This window comes from Superficieibacter sp., from assembly GCF_032071645.1.
In the GTDB taxonomy this organism is placed as follows: domain Bacteria; phylum Pseudomonadota; class Gammaproteobacteria; order Enterobacterales; family Enterobacteriaceae; genus Superficieibacter.
This window is the reverse complement of record NZ_DAMAPU010000004.1, coordinates 124129-140191: the sequence shown is the minus strand read 5'-3', so window position 1 is coordinate 140191 and position 16063 is coordinate 124129. Positions and strand designations below refer to the sequence as shown.

The following is a 16063-nucleotide window of genomic DNA, read 5'->3' as shown; positions in this document are numbered from 1 at the left end:
CCGTTCCTGAACGTTTCATAGTTGTTAAATCCCGCGCAATGCTCTAGAAACAAAATGTAACATCTCTCTGGCTCATGCTACGGAACATCACTATGAATAATTCAGGGAAATACCTCATCTGGGCGTTGCTCGCCGTTGTGGGCGCATTCGCTCTGGGCTATATCGCGCTCAATCGTGGCGAACAAATTAACGCGCTGTGGATTGTGGTGGCGTCAATCTGTATCTATCTGATCGCTTACCGTTTTTACGGTCTTTATATTGCCAAAAACGTGCTTGCCGTAGACCCGACGCGGATGACGCCCGCCGTGCGGCATAACGACGGGCTGGACTATGTGCCGACGGATAAAAAAGTGCTGTTCGGTCATCATTTTGCGGCGATTGCCGGGGCGGGGCCGCTGGTCGGGCCGGTGCTGGCGGCGCAAATGGGTTATCTGCCGGGGATGATCTGGCTGCTGGCGGGCGTGGTGCTGGCGGGGGCGGTACAGGACTTTATGGTGCTGTTCGTTTCCACGCGCCGCGACGGGCGCTCGCTGGGCGAACTGGTGAAAGAGGAGATGGGCGCGACAGCGGGGATCATCGCGCTGGTGGCCTGTTTTATGATCATGGTGATCATTCTCGCGGTGCTGGCGATGATCGTGGTGAAAGCCCTGACCCACAGCCCGTGGGGAACTTACACCGTGGCCTTTACCATTCCGCTGGCGCTGTTTATGGGCGTCTATATCCGTTATCTGCGCCCTGGTCGCATTGGCGAGGTATCGGTAATTGGCCTGGTGCTGCTGATTTTCGCGATTATTTCCGGCGGCTGGGTGGCGGAAAGCCCGACATGGGCACCGTATTTTGACTTTACTGGCGTGCAGTTGACCTGGATCCTCGTGGGCTACGGTTTTGTGGCGGCGGTGCTGCCGGTCTGGCTGCTGCTGGCTCCGCGCGATTACCTCTCAACCTTCCTGAAAATCGGCACCATTATTGGGCTGGCGATCGGCATTCTGATTATGCGCCCGACCCTGACCATGCCCGCGCTGACGAAATTTATTGATGGCACCGGCCCGGTATGGACCGGGAACCTGTTCCCGTTCCTGTTTATCACCATCGCCTGTGGTGCGGTGTCAGGTTTCCACGCGCTGATCTCTTCCGGCACCACGCCGAAGATGCTGGCGAATGAAAATCAGGCCTGTTTTATCGGCTACGGCGGGATGCTGATGGAATCCTTCGTGGCGATTATGGCGCTGGTGGCGGCCTGTATTATCGATCCGGGCGTTTACTTTGCCATGAACAGTCCGATGGTGGTGCTGGCTCCGGCGGGAACCGCAGACGTGGTGGCATCAGCCGCGCAGGTGGTGAGCAGCTGGGGCTTTAGTATCACGCCGGACACGCTGAATCAGATCGCCAGCGAAGTGGGCGAGCAGTCGATTATCTCCCGTGCGGGCGGTGCGCCAACGCTGGCGGTAGGCATGGCCTATATTCTGCACGGGGCGCTTGGCGGGATGATGGATGTCTCTTTCTGGTATCACTTCGCCATTCTGTTTGAAGCGCTGTTCATTCTGACGGCGGTGGATGCCGGGACCCGCGCAGCACGCTTTATGTTGCAGGATCTGCTGGGCGTGGTTGCACCTGGTCTGAAGCGCACCGATTCTCTCCCCGCAAACCTGCTGGCAACGGCGCTGTGCGTGCTGGCCTGGGGCTACTTCCTGCATCAGGGCGTGGTCGATCCGCTCGGCGGCATCAACACGCTGTGGCCGCTGTTTGGCATCGCCAACCAGATGCTGGCGGGAATGGCGCTGATGCTGTGCGCGGTGGTCCTGTTCAAAATGAAGCGTCAGCGTTATGCGTGGGTGGCACTGGTGCCTACCGCCTGGCTGCTGATTTGTACCCTGACGGCGGGCTGGCAGAAAGCCTTTAGCGCAGATGCGAAAGTCGGTTTCCTGGCGATTGCCAATAAATTCCAGGCCATGATCGACAGCGGAAACATTCCGCCGCAGTATACCGAGTCGCAGCTGGCGCAACTGGTCTTTAACAACCGTCTCGACGCGGGTCTGACCATCTTCTTTATGGTGGTGGTGGTGGTGCTGGCGCTGTTCTCGATTAAAACCGCGCTGGCGGCGCTGAAGCACAGCGGCGTGACGGCAAAAGAGACGCCGTACGAGCCGATGCCGGAAAATCTGGCGCAGATTGTGGCGCAGTCAAAAGGCGCGCATTAAGTTAACGGATGCCCCTCTCCCGAAACGGGAGAGGGGTACGACCCCGGAGCATCTATGTTCGACACACTTTCTAAAGCAGGTAAGTACCTGGGACAGGCCGCCAAAATGATGATCGGCGTGCCGGATTACGACAACTATGTGGAGCATATCCGCATCACCCACCCGGACCAGACGCCGATGACCTGGGAAGAGTTTTTTCGCGAACGCCAGGATGCACGCTACGGCGGTAAGGGCGGCGTGAAGTGCTGTTAAATCAGCAGGCTAATTTGCGCCTGGGTACAGCCATAAATCGCCGCCAGCTTTTCGCGGGTGCGCTTCTGCGGACGGGAGTCCGGCGATTCAAGCTGTGAAACGGCGGACTGGCTGATCCCCAGTTTTTGCGCCACGTCCTGCTGTGACAGCCCGTTATAAATACGCCAGGCGGCCTGTAAACTCACCTCGTCATTGCACATAATGCTGACAATTTCATCGGGGAGGGAGACGTCATCATATTCGTCGCGTTCAAAAGGGATTTCTTCCCAGCCTTCGGCTTCACTTTCTGATTCGACGTCCGCCATTTGCAGACGCATTTTAAAATAAACGTCGTAGGGGATGACCACGTATTGCGGGTCGCCATTCTCATCTCTGATATACTGCGCTTCCATAGGTTATTCTCTCCTCATGCAGATAAGTGGTAGTGGTTCTGCGCCTGACTGACACGATATAGCCGATATCGGGCATCTCTCCCCGTAGCGTAAAGATTATGCGGTAATCACCCACGCGCAGCCGGTAATGATCTTTGGGCGCCGACAGCTTTTTAATGTCTGGCCTCACTATACGCCGCCCTGAATATAAGTAAATAATAAGATAATTAGATTTTTTAAATTATCTTATGTCGGACAAAACAGAACGGATTGGCGGCAGTGAACAGCGGCAAAAGAAGGGATTACGAGCGGGATCGCAAACGCCTCCGTCAGGCGACAGAGGCTTGCATAAAGCGTGGATTAGCGGCCGAAAAACTCAACCTTTTCAAAGGCGGTGCGCAGGGTTTCCGGGGTCAGGGTGACGGGCAGAAAGTGAATAGATTCGACCGGGCGTAACGTGTGGGCGATGACCCGATCCAGCTCTTCGCGGTTGTTAATATCGACCTCCAGTTCTGCCAGGCGCGTCGGCAGATGAAAGCGCTGATAAGCGGCGTTGAGTTGCGCCAGCACGTCGTCCTGACCGAGCAGGGCGCTCTGCACCAGAATACCGTAGGCCACTTTGGTGCCGTGGAGGAATTTTGCCGTCTGTGGCAGCACCGTCAGCCCGTTATGCACCGCGTGCGCCGCCGCGACGCGGGTGTAACGCTCGCCAAGCCCGCCGACCATACCGCCGCCCGCAATGATCGCATCCACCACGTCGCGAAACGCCTGGCTTAGCACACCGCGCTGTTGATCGGCCAGCGCCTCCTCGCTTTTCGCCAGCAGCACATCGCGGATAGCCAGCGCGCCATTGATGCCGAGGCGCACCGTCAGCGACAGGGTTTCCGGCTGCGGAGCCAGCACCACCGCTTCATACCATTTCGCCAGCGTATCGCCGATGCCCGCCAGCAGATATTCCGCCGGGGCGTTGAGGATAATCTGCGGCTCGACCAGCACGAGGACGTTGGCATCGTCGAAAATGTCAAAATGCAGCGCCTGACCGGCATCGTTGTACCACACCGAAAGGGGCGTCCAGGCGGCGCAGGTCGCGGCAATGGTGGGGATCGCCACGAACGGCAGACCCAGACGCCGCGCCAGCGCTTTGGCGGTATCCAGCAGCGCACCGCCGCCAACGCCAATCACCAGCGCGCGATCGTCCCCCGCGTCCTGCGCCAGTTCTGCCACGTCCGTTTCGCTACAGTGACCGGTAAACAGGCGGTGCTTCGCCCCCGGCGCGTTAAACGCCTCAGGCAGAAAAGGACGCGCACCGGCGATGGCACGTTCGCCGTAAACCCAGAACGCGCGGGAAAGTTGTTCTTTGCTGAAGAAGTCAGTCAGCCGCGCGAGGCTGCCGCTGTGTGAAAAATAGTTGGCGGGGCCGGTGACGACGCGAATATCAGTGTTGCTCATGTGTGTTGTCCTTTTGCGTGATCGCTAACCTGATGTTATGTCTGGACATCTGGATGGCTAATAATATTTTGTTTTATGTTATGCCTTTTCTGTCGTTGCCAGTCAAGTTGAAGGCATGAAATATACGCTAAATCAAAACATTAATATCAGGGAGCGCAGCGATGATAGCCAATCGCCTTGAAATGCGTGGGATCGGCCTGGCCTTTGCAGGCGTGAAGGCGCTCGCCCAGGTTGACTTCACGCTGACCGGCGGTTCAGTCCATGCCCTGACCGGGGCCAACGGCGCGGGCAAGTCCACGCTGATGGCCGTGCTGTCAGGAACATATGACCATTATGAAGGTGAGATCGCCATCAATAATACGGTGGTATCGATCCGCACGCCGCGCGATGCAAAGCGGCTGGGGATCCATCTGGTTCAGCAGGAAGTGGACGTCGCGCTGATCCCCGGTCTGAGCATTGCCGAAAACATTATGCTCGACGCGCTGGCGGAGCCGGGGCACCGCTACCGCTGGGGTGAGATTCACCGTCAGGCGCGGGCGGCTCTGGCCCAGTTGGACGTCACGCTGGACGTTCGACGCACCATTGATAGCTGCTCGCTGGCGGAAAAACAGCAAATTCTGCTGGCGCGGGCGCTGTCGCACCACTGCCGCTTTCTGATCCTTGATGAACCGACCGCGCCGCTGGACAGGCATGAAAGCGAGCGTCTGTTTGCCGTCGTCCGCCGCCTGCAACAGCAGGGCATCGCCGTCGTCTTTATTTCCCATCGCATTCACGAACTGAAAGCCATTTGCGACACCCTGACGGTATTGCGCGACGGCAGGCTGATTGAAAGCGGACCGCTGGCTGCGCTGAGCGCGGAAGCCATCGTCGAGAAAATGCTCGGTCATGAATTGAGTGATATTTACCCACCGCGCCGCCCGCCCTGCGGTGATGAGATCCTGCTTCGCGTGGACGGACTGCACGACGCCACGCTGTTAAAAGATATTTCGCTGCGCCTGCGCAAAGGGGAAATTCTCGGCATTGCCGGGCTGGCGGGGGCGGGCAAAACCGAACTGTGCAAGGCGCTGTTTGGCGCAACGAAGAGCCGCAGCGAGCGCGGGGAGCTTAACGGCCAGCCATGGCGACCGCGCGATCCGGCGGACTCCGTGACGCGCGGGCTGGCGCTGGTGCCGGAAGAGCGGCGCAAAGAGGGCATTTTTGTCGATGAGTCCATCGTCATGAATCTGGCAGTGAGTGCGGATAACACCTTTTCCCGCTGGAGCCTGTTCGGGCATCGTCAGGCGTGGCGCTGGGCGCAGGAAACCATCGCCCGCGTTGGCGTGCGTACTACCGGACCGGGGCAGCAACTGCGGCGCTTATCCGGCGGCAACCAGCAAAAGGTCGCCATCGGCAAATGGCTGCGCGCAAACGCCAGCGTGCTGATTTTTGACGAGCCGACCAAAGGCGTGGATGTCAAAGCCAAAACCGATCTGTTTCAGTTGATCGACGGCCTGGCGCGCGAGGGGCGCGGGGTGATCTATGCGTCCGGCGAATTCAGCGAACTGGTCGGTTTGTGCGACCGAATTTGTGTGCTCTGGGACGGGCGCATTGTGGCGGAAATTGAGGGCGAGGAGGCCCGCGAAGAGACACTTCTTTATTACTCGACCGGAGGAACGGCGGCGTGAGCAAAGCCCTTTCAGTAAACGCGACGGCATCAGGCCGTCAGCAATTTTTCGATTTTCTCTATAAATGGGGCATGTTGCTTACCGTTGTCGCGCTGATCGCCATTTTTGGCGTGGCGTCAGATAATTTCCTCGATCCCTTTAATATCATCAACATCCTGCGCTCCATTGCGATTGTCACGGTGATCGCCGTGGGGGTGTCTGTTTCGCTGACCGTGGGCGGTTTTGATCTCTCGGTGGGGTCGACCGCTTCGCTGGCGAACTCGCTGGTGATTTCCCTGTTTGTCTGGTACGGCTTCGGCACCGGCGAAGCCATTGCGCTGACGCTGGCGCTCTGTACCCTGGTCGGACTGTTTAACGTCTTTTTAATCGTCGTGCTGCGCATTCCCGATATGCTCGCCACTCTGGGCAGTCTGTTTGTGATTCAGGGCGTGGCGATGACCTGGAGCTTCGGCGGCTCGATCACTGAAAACATGGTGCTGCCGAGCGGCGATATGGCGGAAGGCACTATTCCGGCGGCCTTCAGCCTGCTGGGGCAGGTACCAACCATTGTGATTGTGATGCTGGTGGTGACGGTGCTGGCGCAGCTTGGGCTGTCGCTTACTACCCACGGACGGCGGATGTACGCCATTGGCGGTAACCCGGAAGCGGCGCGCCTGTCGGGGATCCGCACCACCCGCTATAAAGTCGCCGCCTATCTGATCGCCTCACTGCTGGCGGGTCTTGGCGGCATTCTGCTGGCCTCGCGCATTGGTTCGTCGCAGGTCAATGCTGGCGGCGGTTATCTGATGGACGCGGTGGCTGCCGCGTGGATCGGCTTTTCACTCGCCGGGTCCGGCAAGCCAAATGCGCTGGGTACGCTGGTCGGTGCGGTGATCCTCGGCGTGCTTTCTAACGGGCTGGTGATGCTGTCAGTGCCGTATTACGCAATGGATATTATTAAGGGCCTGGTGCTGGCTGGCGCTCTTGCATTGACTTACTTCCAGCGACGTTAACCATTCAGGGGAAATAGAGAAATGAAAAAAATGACGCTTTCACTGCTGGCGCTAAGTTTACTCAGCGCGGTCCCAGGCTATGCGGCAACGCCTGCGCCAGTTCCGGCGGCCATTGCCGATCACCAGGGGCCGATCCGCATTGCGGTTATCCGCAATTTAGGTTCTGACGACAATACCACCCAGTTTGTTTCCGGGGCGATCCAGGAAGGGAAAAAGCTTGGCTTTAAAATCAGTACCTTTCTGAGCAACGGCGACGATGCCAAATTTCAGGATTTTGTGAATCAGGCGATTAGCCAGAAATACGACGGGATTATTCTGTCGCAGGGGCGCGATCCTTACGCCACTGAGCTGGTAAAAAAAGCGGTCGATGCCGGGATTAAGGTTTCCGTATTTGATACGGCGGTTAACGGCGAGATCCCCGGCGTCACGGTGACGCAGCAGGACGACGTTTCGCTGACCAATCTGTCCTTCGGGCAACTGGTCAAGGATTTCAATGGCAAAGCCAATATCATCAAGCTGTGGGTCGCCGGTTTCCCGCCGATGGAGCGTCGTCAGGCGGCATATAAGGAGCTGCTGAAGCAGAATCCGGGGATTAAAGAGCTGGAATCGATTGGCGCGGTGTCTTCTGACGTTCAGGGCGACACGGCGAATAAAGTCGGCGCGGTGCTGGCGAAATATCCAAAAGGACAAATTGACGCGATCTGGGGCACCTGGGATGCCTTCAGCCAGGGGGCGTATAAGGCGCTGAAAGAGAACGGGCGCACTGAAATTAAACTCTACAGCATCGATATTTCTAACCAGGATCTACAACTGATGCGTGAATCCGGCAGCCCGTGGAAGGTGAGCGTGGCGGTCGATCCGAAACTGATCGGCGCAACCAACGTGCGGCTGATCGCCAATAAGATTGCCGGGGAGCAGACGCCTGCGACCTATGATTTTAAAGCGGCGTCTATCCCGCAGGCGCTGCTGGCAAGCCAGCCGGGCGCGGTGAACGTGGCCGGTCTTGGCAAAATTATTCCAGGCTGGGGCCAGACGGAAGACTTTATCGCCCCGTGGTTTGCAACGCTTGAAGCAAAGCACAAATGAGTACGCTACCCACACCTGAATACAGCCGCAATATGCGGCTGATCGGTCACAGCGATCAGGGTGGTCGGCCGGACGGCGTGCAGCTAATGGTGCATCGTGGCTTTGCGTACATTGGGCATATGGTGTCGCAGGGCTTTTCGATTGTGGATGTGCGCGACGCGAAAAATCCGAAGCCCGCAGGCTATGTGGCTGCGCCGCCGGGAACGTGGAACGTCCATCTTCAGGCTCATGACGATCTGCTGCTGGTGATCAACGCCCGGGATCTGTTTGCCGATGCGCGTTTTGCCGATGAAAAAGTGTATTACACCCGTCAGGTCGGCGAGACGGTCAGCGACGTGCAGGATCGCGGCTGGAGCGCCGGACTGCGCGTTTTCGATATTTCCACGCCGGATAAACCGCGTGAAATTGGCTTTTTGTCGCTGAACGGTATCGGCATTCACCGCATCTGGTACGTCGGCGGACGCTGGGCCTATGTGTCGGCGCTGATCGACGGCTTTACCGATTATATTTTCCTGACCATTGATTTAGCCGATCCGCGCAGGCCCGAAGTCGCCGGGAGCTGGTGGCTGCCGGGCATGAATCAGGCCGCAGGCGAAACGCCAGACTGGCCGGAAGGCAAACGCTATGCGCTGCATCACGCGATCATCGCCGGTGATACCGCCTACGGAAGCTGGCGCGACGGCGGGCTGACGCTGCTGGACGTAAAAGATCGTCGCCAGCCGACGCTTATCAGCCACCGCAACTGGAGTCCGCCGTTTGGCGGTGGCACCCATACCGCGCTGCCGCTGCCGGACCGGGATCTGCTGGTGGTGCTGGATGAAGCGGTCCTCGACAATCAGGAAGACGGCGAAAAGCTGATCTGGCTGTTTGATATTCGCGAGCCGTCGAATCCGGTGAGCATTTCCACCTTCCCGCAGCCGAAAGAAATCGACTACGTGGCGAAGGGCGCGCATTTTGGTCCGCATAACCTGCATGAAAACCGGCCGGGGAGTTTCATCAGCTCAACGCTGATTTTTGCGACTTACCAGAATGCGGGGGTGCGTGCGTATGATATTTCCGATCCATACCGCCCGGTTGAAACCGGCGCGCTGGTGCCTGCCGCGCCCGCGAAGATGATGGATACGCGCCCCGGCAGGCCGCAGGTGATCCAGTCCTGCGATGTGTTTGTTGACGCGCAGGGGATTATTTACAGTACGGACTATAACGGCGGGCTGTCGGTGATTGAATATCGGGGATAAGGCCGGACGACAGCGCCTGGCGATGATGGGCGCTGTCGGTATCAGGAATAATTAACTGTACTGCCTGACGCGGGCAATCAGCTCTTCGACATTTTCAATGCGTTCGCCAATCACTATCAGCGCTTTTCCCAGCGAAATCGCGTGGCGCAGGCAGGCGTGGCGCATTTCCTCATCGGCGATGGTGTCGAGATCCGCAACGTGGGAAAGCCCGACGCTGCGACGGATCAGTTCGCTGCCGCAGAAGCCGATGGCATCGTGCCAGACCTTTTGCAGAAACTGCGAAACGTAGCCCGGATAAGCCAGCGCGTCGTCCCGCGTTTTCTCCACCGCCAGCGCCTGGAAGCGTTCGGCGAAGGTATTCCATAAATCGCGAATATCGCTCAGACGCTGTTCGCGCGCGGCGGCGGCATCGCGGATGCCCAGATGACCCGGCGCGCCGCAGAAGTTCAGCAGCAGATTGCCGATGGCGGTTCCGACGTCAAAACCCACCGGACCAAAAAAACCAAACTCGGCGTCAATCGCCTTCAGGCGGCCTTCAGCGACGAAAATCGATCCGCTATGAATATCCCCGTGCAGAAGCGCCTCAGCGTGAGAAAAGAAGCGGTGTTTGAGCGCGGCAATGGCCACGTTAAGCTGGGGATCGTCGCGCAGCGCGGCAACCTCTGGCTCAAGCTCCGGCGGATAGCTATTACGCTCGTGGATCTGATACGGATCGTTGAAGAACAGATCTTCGGTGATCTCACACATTTCCGGGTTGATAAACTGCGCCACCTGCGCTTTCTTCTGGTGCGGATGCAAAAAGAAATCGCTGGTGTGAAACAGGGTTTGTGCCAGGTATTCGCCAAGCTGGAAAGGAGCCTGCGGGTAGCTGACGCCTTTGATCAGCTCGCCGCGCCAGATGCGGTGATCGGACAGATCTTCCATTACCATCACCGCAAGTTCAGGATCGAAATGCAGGATATTGACCGTATGCTGCGGGCAGTGCTGGTAATGCGCCTTCAGCGTCTGCGCTTCCAGCCGGGCGCGGTCAAGGGTGAGCGGCCAGGACTCGCCGACGCAGCGCACATAGGGCAGCGCCTGCTTGACGATGATCCGGCTGACGCCTTCAGTATCAAAAATTTTAAATACCAGGTTGAGGTTGCCATCGCCCACTTCCTGCGCCCCGACCAGCGCTGACGGATTTTCCAGCCCGCCAAATTGTTGCGCGTAAGCCACGGCATCCCCGGCGGTGAACGTTCGATATTGCGACATTGCCTCACTCCTTATTCTTTTCTGATAAAGCCATTCAGACGTCTATACATCTGGAATTCATCCTGACACAATGTGACACATCAACGCAACAGGGATTTAACGAGATGCAGACACTACAGACAACCAGCCTGCGGGTGAGCCAAAATCAGCTTTTTATCCTCGACCAGCAGGCGCTACCGCAGAAGAAAATCTGGCTGCCCGCCAGCGATGTCGCCGCACTGGTGGATCATATTCACGCGCTGCGGGTGCGCGGTGCGCCGCTGATCGGCCTCTCCGCCAGCTTGTTACTGGCGCTGCTGGCCGGGCAGGGTGCCGGGCGGGATGCGCTGTCTGCGGCGCTGGAAACGCTGCGTGCCGCACGTCCAACGGCGGTAAATCTGATGAACAATCTCGATCGCATGAAGCTGGCGCTGGCGCAGGACGATTTCGCGACGGCGCTTGCGGCTGAAGCGCAACGGCTGGTTGCCGAAGACAAACAGCTTTGTGAGCGCATTGCCGTGGCGGGAAGTGCGCTGGTGGTGCCGGGCAGCCGGTTGCTCACCCACTGCAATACCGGCGGGCTGGCGACGGCGGGCGTGGGCACCGCACTGGGGGTGATTGCCCGCGCGTTTGAACAGGGCCGGGTAGCAAACGTGTGGGTTGACGAAACGCGCCCGCTCCTTCAGGGCGGACGGTTGACCGCGTGGGAGCTGGGGGAGCTGGGTGTGCCGTATCAGCTTATCACCGATTCAATGGCGGCCAGCCTGATGGCGAAAGGGCAGGTGGATGCGGTATGGGTCGGGGCGGATCGCATTGCCGCCAACGGCGACGTGGCGAATAAAATCGGCACGTATTCTCTGGCGGTGCTGGCGAAGTTTCACGGCGTGCCGTTTTACGTTGCCGCGCCGCAAACCACCCTCGACCGGCACTGCGCGAATGGCGACGCTATTCCGATTGAGCAGCGCGCCGCCAGCGAAGTGACCGGCGTGGCGGGCAGTTTTGGCGCGGTACAGTGGGCACCGGAAGGCGCGCAGGTGTACAACCCGGCCTTTGACGTGACCCCCGCCGCGCTGATCAGCGGCTGGGTGCTGGACAGCGGCGTGGTCACGCCGGACGCAGTCGCGGCAGGGGTATTTTTGCCAGCTTAAACGCTTGCGACGAAAGGATCAGGGCAGGCGCGGGTAGCCGTCAGCAATCGCGCTGCCGGTGAACCTGGCCACCCAGCCTTCCGGGTTATCGAAAATACGGATAGCGGTAAAATTCGGCTCGGAACCCATGTCGAACCAGTGCGGGGTGCCAGCCGGAACGGAAATCAGATCGTTCTTTTCGCACAGCACCTGATAAATCTCATCGCCAATATGCAGGCAGAACAGCCCCGCGCCCTCAACAAAAAAACGGACTTCATCTTCATCGTGGGTATGCTCGTTGAGGAATTTGCTGCGCAGCGCCTCTTTTTGCGGATTGTCAGCGCGCAGGCTAATTACGTCCCAGCTTTGATAGCCTTTTTCGGCGACTAACTGGTCGATGGCGTGCTGGTAGGCGTCGATCACCGTTTCCGCAGCCGGATTATTCCCCAAATCGCGATCCGCCTGCCAGCGTTCGAATCGCACGCCGCGCGCGTTAAGCTGCTGCTGGATTTCGCTGGCGTCGGTGCTGTGCCAGGTGGGCTGGCTGGCCTCTTTGTCAGAATAAATGGTCAGTGCGCTCATGAAGGGATCTGCTCCGGGTTAATGTCATCAAAATGATGAACCTGAGGATGATGGCTGGCGGCGTCGTTATCGCCACGGATCAGCTGTACGGTGCGCATCCCGGCCTCTGCCGCCGCGTCGAGTTCCTGACTAATATCGGAGAGGAACAGGATCGAGGCGGGCGGATGACCGAGCTGTTCGGCAATATTACGGTAAGACTGCACCTCGCGCTTCGCGCCGATGTGGGTGTCGAAATAACCGCTGAACAGATGAGTAATATCACCTTCGTCGCTGTAGCCAAATAACAATTTTTGCGCGGCGACGGACCCGGAGGAATATACATACAGATCAAGCCCCTGCGCTTTCCATTTCTCCAGCGCGGGCAGCACGTCGGGATAGAGATGCCCGGTAAAATCACCGTTTACGTAGCCGTCCTGCCAGATGATCCCCTGCAACGCTTTCAGCGCGGTAGACTTACGATCTTCATCAATAAAGGCGAACAGCGTTTCGGTAAGTTGCTGGGTGGTGGCGTCAGGACGGCCAATTTCCTCGCGCAGATTATCAAGGATCGACATCACCGGTTCGGCAAACTGCTGGGCGGTAAGAAACGCCGCCAGACGCTCGCGGGCATAAGGAAAAAGAACGTTATGCACAAAGCGGATATCGCTGGTGGTACCTTCTATATCGGTCACAATGGCGCGGATCATGGTCGCTCCCGTCGGGTAAAATAGCGTTATTTAGACGTCTAAGCGTCTTGATTGCCAAATGGTATCATCGTGTTATAGTGGCTTCAACAGCATCACGATAAGCGGATACCAAAGAATGAGTACCAGTCCCCTGATCCCACAAAGTAAATTGCCGAATCTCGGAACCACCATCTTTACGCAGATGAGCGCACTGGCGCAACAGCATCAGGCCATTAACCTGTCACAGGGCTTTCCCGATTTCGACGGGCCGCGCTATTTGCAGGAGCGGCTGGCGTTTCACGTCGCGCAGGGAGCCAACCAGTACGCGCCGATGACCGGCGCGCTGGCGCTGCGTGAAGCCATTGCCGATAAAACCGCCGGGCTGTATGGCTACCGCCCGGATGTGAACAGCGACATTACCGTGACCGCAGGCGCGACCGAAGCGCTGTACGCCGCGATCACCGCGCTGGTGCGGGAAGGGGACGAGGTAATTTGCTTTGATCCCAGCTACGACAGCTACGCGCCCGCCGTCGAACTTTCCGGCGGTGTGCTTAAGCGCGTGGCGCTCCAGCCGCCGCATTTTCGCGTTGACTGGCAGGCCTTTGCTGCCCTGCTCAGCGATCGTACCCGGCTGGTGATCCTCAATACGCCGCATAACCCTTCGGCCAGCGTCTGGCACAAAGAGGATTTTGAGGCGCTGTGGCAGGCGATTCGCGAGCAGGAAATTTATGTGCTGAGCGATGAAGTTTATGAGCACATCTGTTTTGCGCCAGACGGTCATGCCAGCGTGCTGGCGCATTCATCCCTGCGCGAGCGTGCGGTGGCGGTTTCGTCGTTTGGTAAAACTTATCATATGACCGGCTGGAAGGTGGGCTACTGCGTCGCGCCAGCGGCGATCAGCGCGGAGTTGCGTAAGGTGCATCAGTATTTGACCTTTGCGGTCAATACGCCCGCCCAGCTTGCGCTCGCCGATATGCTGCGCGCGCAGCCGGAGCATTATCGCGAACTGCCGGAATTTTATCGCCAGCGGCGGGATGTGTTCGTCAACGCGCTGTCCGCCAGTCGGCTGGAGCTTTTGCCCTGTGAAGGCACCTACTTCCTGCTGGCTGACTACAGCGCAGTATCGGATCTGGATGACGTGAGTTTCTGTCAGTGGCTGACAACGGAAATCGGCGTGGCGGCGATCCCGCTGTCGGTATTTTGCGCCGATCCTTTCCCGCATAAGCTTATCCGGCTGTGCTTTGCGAAGCAGGAATCGACGCTGCTGGCTGCGGCGGAGCGCCTGTGCACACTGTAATTATTTAACGGTCCAGGCCTCGGAGAACTTGCGGTCGCTAAAGAGCTCCAGCAGGCCGTTAATTTGTTTCAGGCGCAGCACTTCGTCGGCGTCCATCCCCAGCTCCTTACCGATTTTTTCTTCGGACCAGTTGAGCTGGGCCAGTTCGCGGACAATTTCCGCCATGGCGTTGATTTGATGCCTGCCTCTGGCGCGATTATGACGAATCGTTGATGTTATAGACGACGCGCGCTGTTCCGGGGTGTGGTTCAGTCGGGATACCGGGACATACCCCTTAAGCTCGCGGATCAGCGAATTTTTGTTTTTTGCCAGTTGATGACGATGAAAGCCATCAACAATTTCATACTGGTCGGGGCCATTCTGAGAAACCACAATCGGCTGGGTAAAGCCATCGGTTTCGAGTGATTTTAGCAGCAGCCGATTTTCTGGCGGCGCGACATTATTCGGATTGTAATTATTAGGAGTGAGGTTTTCATGCTTCATCCATAATACGCAGTCAACGGGGTTATCCCTGAAAGGACTGAATTCATGCAGAAGTAAACGGAAATTATTGATAGCAGCAATGCGTTCCTTCTCCGACAGCTTATCAAGATAGCCTGCCAGCACCTGCATTATTCGTTGTTGCATAAAATATTCCACTCCTTGCGTTTATTTTTTATCCGTTCACTGTAGCGCTGATAATTTCCCGGCTTATGAGGGCTGAAGGATAGCATTCGGCACCAATAGTCATTGCTGAGTAGCGCTTTGCATATCCGCCGCCACGAAGGGATATCCTTTGCGCCGATATCGCCGGGTTGGGTATCAGGAATGTCTGGCATCCCCTTTTTATTATACCAGTGCAAATAGACCGCAATTTTATTGCGGTAATGCTCGGCGGTTTTTTGCGGCATACTTTCCAGCAAGAAAAAGGCGTAGCTTTTCCAGCTATGGTTATCGGGTTTTATCAGCTGGCGGTGGCCGTAGAATTTACTGTCCTGCCCGGCATAAACGCCGCCGCAGTGAACGCCGCTCACCCGCTGGCACATTAATGCCCAGCGCTCCGGCTCCAGCACATGATAAAGCCACAGTCCCTGCCGTTGTTCCGGGCCAAAGGGTTCGCAAATACGCATATAACGCGGCGGAACGCCTGCCTGGTACATCAGGTTGTAAAGCGGGTTGTAGGCCATCTGGCTTTTGGCAAACCACGTCCAGACGTCGGCGGTTTTCCAGTCGTAGATCGGATAGACGTACCAGCTGTGTGAGCCGGGAGCCAGCGTGGTCCACGGCTTATCGTCGGAAAAGCGCTGCTTGCGCTGGGAGGCGATGGTCAGAAAACGATTGTAGGATTCATCAGAGCGAATACCGATCATTACCGCCGCCGGGCGACGCAGGGAAAACCACTCCGCAAACAGGGCGACAAATACTTCGAAGGTCATTCCCGGTTGATAAAAAGGAAAGTAGTCGGGATCGGTAATCGCATATTCAGGCGGCTGGCGGACCCACTCTGTACCCGGCTCCCAGCATTGCCACTCCGGGTTAAACTGGGTGAGCGCATTCTGAGTGGTCAGCGGTAACGCGACCCAATAAAATTGTTCGATGACGTCCTGATACTCGTTGCGCAGTCGTTCACAATGGGTAATGGTGCAGGAAAACTGGGCTTCCCAGTCAATAAATAAGACGCTCAGTTTCTTACCCATCTGCCGGGCGAGACCAGCGGTGAGGTGGAGCATTATAGTGGAGTCTTTCCCCCCAGAAAATGAAACGCATACGCGGTCGAAATTCTGGAGCGTCCACCGGATTCGATCCCGGCTGGCCTCGAGAATGTTCTGAGCCAACGGAAGTTTATGCAGGGACATTTTATATTTACCCGAGATAATATAGAGACGGTAAATGATGAGTCTCAACAGTATTTATATATTTTATCATTCAAACT

At 57.5% G+C, this 16063-nt stretch carries 15 protein-coding genes and 1 pseudogene; 8 read left to right on the top strand and 8 right to left on the bottom strand.

Annotation, left to right across the window (positions count from 1 at the left end; all coding sequences use genetic code 11):
- The first annotated feature begins 92 nt into the window (after nucleotides 1–92).
- Together cstA and RT197_RS09770 are read left to right on the top strand one after the other, a co-directional pair.
- Nucleotides 93–2198 carry a pyruvate/proton symporter CstA gene (cstA, locus tag RT197_RS09775; protein WP_312949790.1) on the top strand — a complete coding sequence of 702 codons (2106 nt, stop codon included), beginning with the start codon at nucleotides 93–95 and terminating at the stop codon, nucleotides 2196–2198.
- 54 nt (nucleotides 2199–2252) lie between these two features.
- Nucleotides 2253–2450 (top strand): YbdD/YjiX family protein, encoded by a 198-nt coding sequence (locus tag RT197_RS09770; protein WP_312949788.1) that lies wholly within the window; start codon nucleotides 2253–2255, stop codon nucleotides 2448–2450.
- Here RT197_RS09770 and RT197_RS09765 read toward each other — a convergent pair.
- The 3 genes and pseudogenes from RT197_RS09765 to RT197_RS09755 form a co-directional block, all read right to left on the bottom strand.
- Nucleotides 2447–2842, bottom strand: a complete 396-nt coding sequence (locus RT197_RS09765; protein ID WP_312949786.1) for a helix-turn-helix transcriptional regulator — start codon at nucleotides 2840–2842, stop codon at nucleotides 2447–2449. The two genes, RT197_RS09770 and RT197_RS09765, sit on opposite strands and share 4 nt — an antisense overlap.
- Nucleotides 2817–3002 (bottom strand): annotated as a pseudogene (locus tag RT197_RS09760) (type II toxin-antitoxin system RelE family toxin); the annotation flags it as partial. The gene RT197_RS09765 and the pseudogene RT197_RS09760, both read right to left, overlap by 26 nt.
- Before the next feature lie 179 nt (nucleotides 3003–3181).
- Complete coding sequence (locus RT197_RS09755; RefSeq protein WP_312949785.1) at nucleotides 3182–4270, bottom strand: oxidoreductase; 1089 nt, start codon at nucleotides 4268–4270, stop codon at nucleotides 3182–3184.
- A 161-nt stretch (nucleotides 4271–4431) separates the two neighbouring features.
- Between RT197_RS09755 and RT197_RS09750 the strand changes: the two genes are divergently transcribed.
- Genes RT197_RS09750 through RT197_RS09735 form a run of 4 tightly spaced genes read left to right on the top strand, consistent with a single transcriptional unit; the run spans nucleotide 4432 to nucleotide 9250 of the window.
- Nucleotides 4432–5934 (top strand): sugar ABC transporter ATP-binding protein, encoded by a 1503-nt coding sequence (locus tag RT197_RS09750; protein WP_312949783.1) that lies wholly within the window; start codon nucleotides 4432–4434, stop codon nucleotides 5932–5934.
- On the top strand, nucleotides 5931–6926 hold the full coding sequence (locus tag RT197_RS09745) for an ABC transporter permease (protein WP_312949782.1): 996 nt from the start codon (nucleotides 5931–5933) through the stop codon (nucleotides 6924–6926). Before RT197_RS09750 ends, RT197_RS09745 begins: the two co-directional genes overlap by 4 nt.
- A 21-nt stretch (nucleotides 6927–6947) precedes the next feature.
- Nucleotides 6948–8012, top strand: coding sequence for a sugar ABC transporter substrate-binding protein (locus RT197_RS09740; RefSeq protein WP_312949780.1), 1065 nt, complete (start codon nucleotides 6948–6950; stop codon nucleotides 8010–8012).
- A complete protein-coding gene (locus RT197_RS09735; RefSeq protein WP_312949779.1) occupies nucleotides 8009–9250 on the top strand; it encodes an LVIVD repeat-containing protein in 1242 nt (413 codons plus the stop codon). The genes RT197_RS09740 and RT197_RS09735 overlap by 4 nt, the downstream gene beginning before the upstream one ends.
- A 51-nt stretch (nucleotides 9251–9301) precedes the next feature.
- Here the strand turns inward: RT197_RS09735 and mtnK are convergent, their stop codons facing one another.
- A complete protein-coding gene (gene mtnK / locus RT197_RS09730) occupies nucleotides 9302–10501 on the bottom strand; it encodes an S-methyl-5-thioribose kinase (RefSeq protein ID WP_312949778.1) in 1200 nt (399 codons plus the stop codon).
- Between the two features lie 104 nt (nucleotides 10502–10605).
- Here mtnK and mtnA point away from each other — a divergent pair, with 104 nt between their 5' ends.
- Nucleotides 10606–11628 (top strand): S-methyl-5-thioribose-1-phosphate isomerase, encoded by a 1023-nt coding sequence (gene mtnA, locus RT197_RS09725; protein ID WP_312949775.1) that lies wholly within the window; start codon nucleotides 10606–10608, stop codon nucleotides 11626–11628.
- Between the two features lie 18 nt (nucleotides 11629–11646).
- Here mtnA and RT197_RS09720 read toward each other — a convergent pair whose 3' ends face one another.
- Entirely contained in the window at nucleotides 11647–12189 is a 543-nt protein-coding gene (locus RT197_RS09720; protein WP_312949772.1) for an acireductone dioxygenase, read from the bottom strand.
- Complete coding sequence (gene mtnC, locus RT197_RS09715; RefSeq protein WP_312949769.1) at nucleotides 12186–12875, bottom strand: acireductone synthase; 690 nt, start codon at nucleotides 12873–12875, stop codon at nucleotides 12186–12188. The genes RT197_RS09720 and mtnC overlap by 4 nt, the downstream gene beginning before the upstream one ends.
- Nucleotides 12876–12990: 115 nt before the next feature.
- On the opposite strand from mtnC, the gene RT197_RS09710 reads away from it, so the two are divergent.
- On the top strand, nucleotides 12991–14151 hold the full coding sequence (locus RT197_RS09710; RefSeq protein ID WP_312949767.1) for a pyridoxal phosphate-dependent aminotransferase: 1161 nt from the start codon (nucleotides 12991–12993) through the stop codon (nucleotides 14149–14151).
- Here the strand turns inward: RT197_RS09710 and RT197_RS09705 are convergent, their stop codons facing one another.
- Nucleotides 14152–14778 (bottom strand): ParB/RepB/Spo0J family partition protein, encoded by a 627-nt coding sequence (locus RT197_RS09705; RefSeq protein ID WP_312949766.1) that lies wholly within the window; start codon nucleotides 14776–14778, stop codon nucleotides 14152–14154.
- Nucleotides 14763–15986 carry a DUF3440 domain-containing protein gene (locus tag RT197_RS09700; protein WP_312949764.1) on the bottom strand — a complete coding sequence of 408 codons (1224 nt, stop codon included), beginning with the start codon at nucleotides 15984–15986 and terminating at the stop codon, nucleotides 14763–14765. Before RT197_RS09700 ends, RT197_RS09705 begins: the two co-directional genes overlap by 16 nt.
- Nucleotides 15987–16063 lie beyond the last annotated feature (77 nt).

What these genes read in the sequence shown, in the direction of transcription:
- RT197_RS09720 (WP_312949772.1), bottom strand. Translation starts at nt 12,189, where the DNA reads ATGAGCGCACTGACCATTTATTCTGACAAAGAGGCCAGCCAGCCCACC.
- mtnK (WP_312949778.1), bottom strand. Translation starts at nt 10,501, where the DNA reads ATGTCGCAATATCGAACGTTCACCGCCGGGGATGCCGTGGCTTACGCG.
- RT197_RS09735 (WP_312949779.1), top strand. Translation starts at nt 8,009, where the DNA reads ATGAGTACGCTACCCACACCTGAATACAGCCGCAATATGCGGCTGATC.
- mtnC (WP_312949769.1), bottom strand. Translation starts at nt 12,875, where the DNA reads ATGATCCGCGCCATTGTGACCGATATAGAAGGTACCACCAGCGATATC.
- RT197_RS09750 (WP_312949783.1), top strand. Translation starts at nt 4,432, where the DNA reads ATGATAGCCAATCGCCTTGAAATGCGTGGGATCGGCCTGGCCTTTGCA.
- RT197_RS09740 (WP_312949780.1), top strand. Translation starts at nt 6,948, where the DNA reads ATGAAAAAAATGACGCTTTCACTGCTGGCGCTAAGTTTACTCAGCGCG.
- RT197_RS09755 (WP_312949785.1), bottom strand. Translation starts at nt 4,270, where the DNA reads ATGAGCAACACTGATATTCGCGTCGTCACCGGCCCCGCCAACTATTTT.
- RT197_RS09700 (WP_312949764.1), bottom strand. Translation starts at nt 15,986, where the DNA reads ATGTCCCTGCATAAACTTCCGTTGGCTCAGAACATTCTCGAGGCCAGC.
- mtnA (WP_312949775.1), top strand. Translation starts at nt 10,606, where the DNA reads ATGCAGACACTACAGACAACCAGCCTGCGGGTGAGCCAAAATCAGCTT.
- RT197_RS09710 (WP_312949767.1), top strand. Translation starts at nt 12,991, where the DNA reads ATGAGTACCAGTCCCCTGATCCCACAAAGTAAATTGCCGAATCTCGGA.
- cstA (WP_312949790.1), top strand. Translation starts at nt 93, where the DNA reads ATGAATAATTCAGGGAAATACCTCATCTGGGCGTTGCTCGCCGTTGTG.
- RT197_RS09705 (WP_312949766.1), bottom strand. Translation starts at nt 14,778, where the DNA reads ATGCAACAACGAATAATGCAGGTGCTGGCAGGCTATCTTGATAAGCTG.
- RT197_RS09765 (WP_312949786.1), bottom strand. Translation starts at nt 2,842, where the DNA reads ATGGAAGCGCAGTATATCAGAGATGAGAATGGCGACCCGCAATACGTG.
- RT197_RS09770 (WP_312949788.1), top strand. Translation starts at nt 2,253, where the DNA reads ATGTTCGACACACTTTCTAAAGCAGGTAAGTACCTGGGACAGGCCGCC.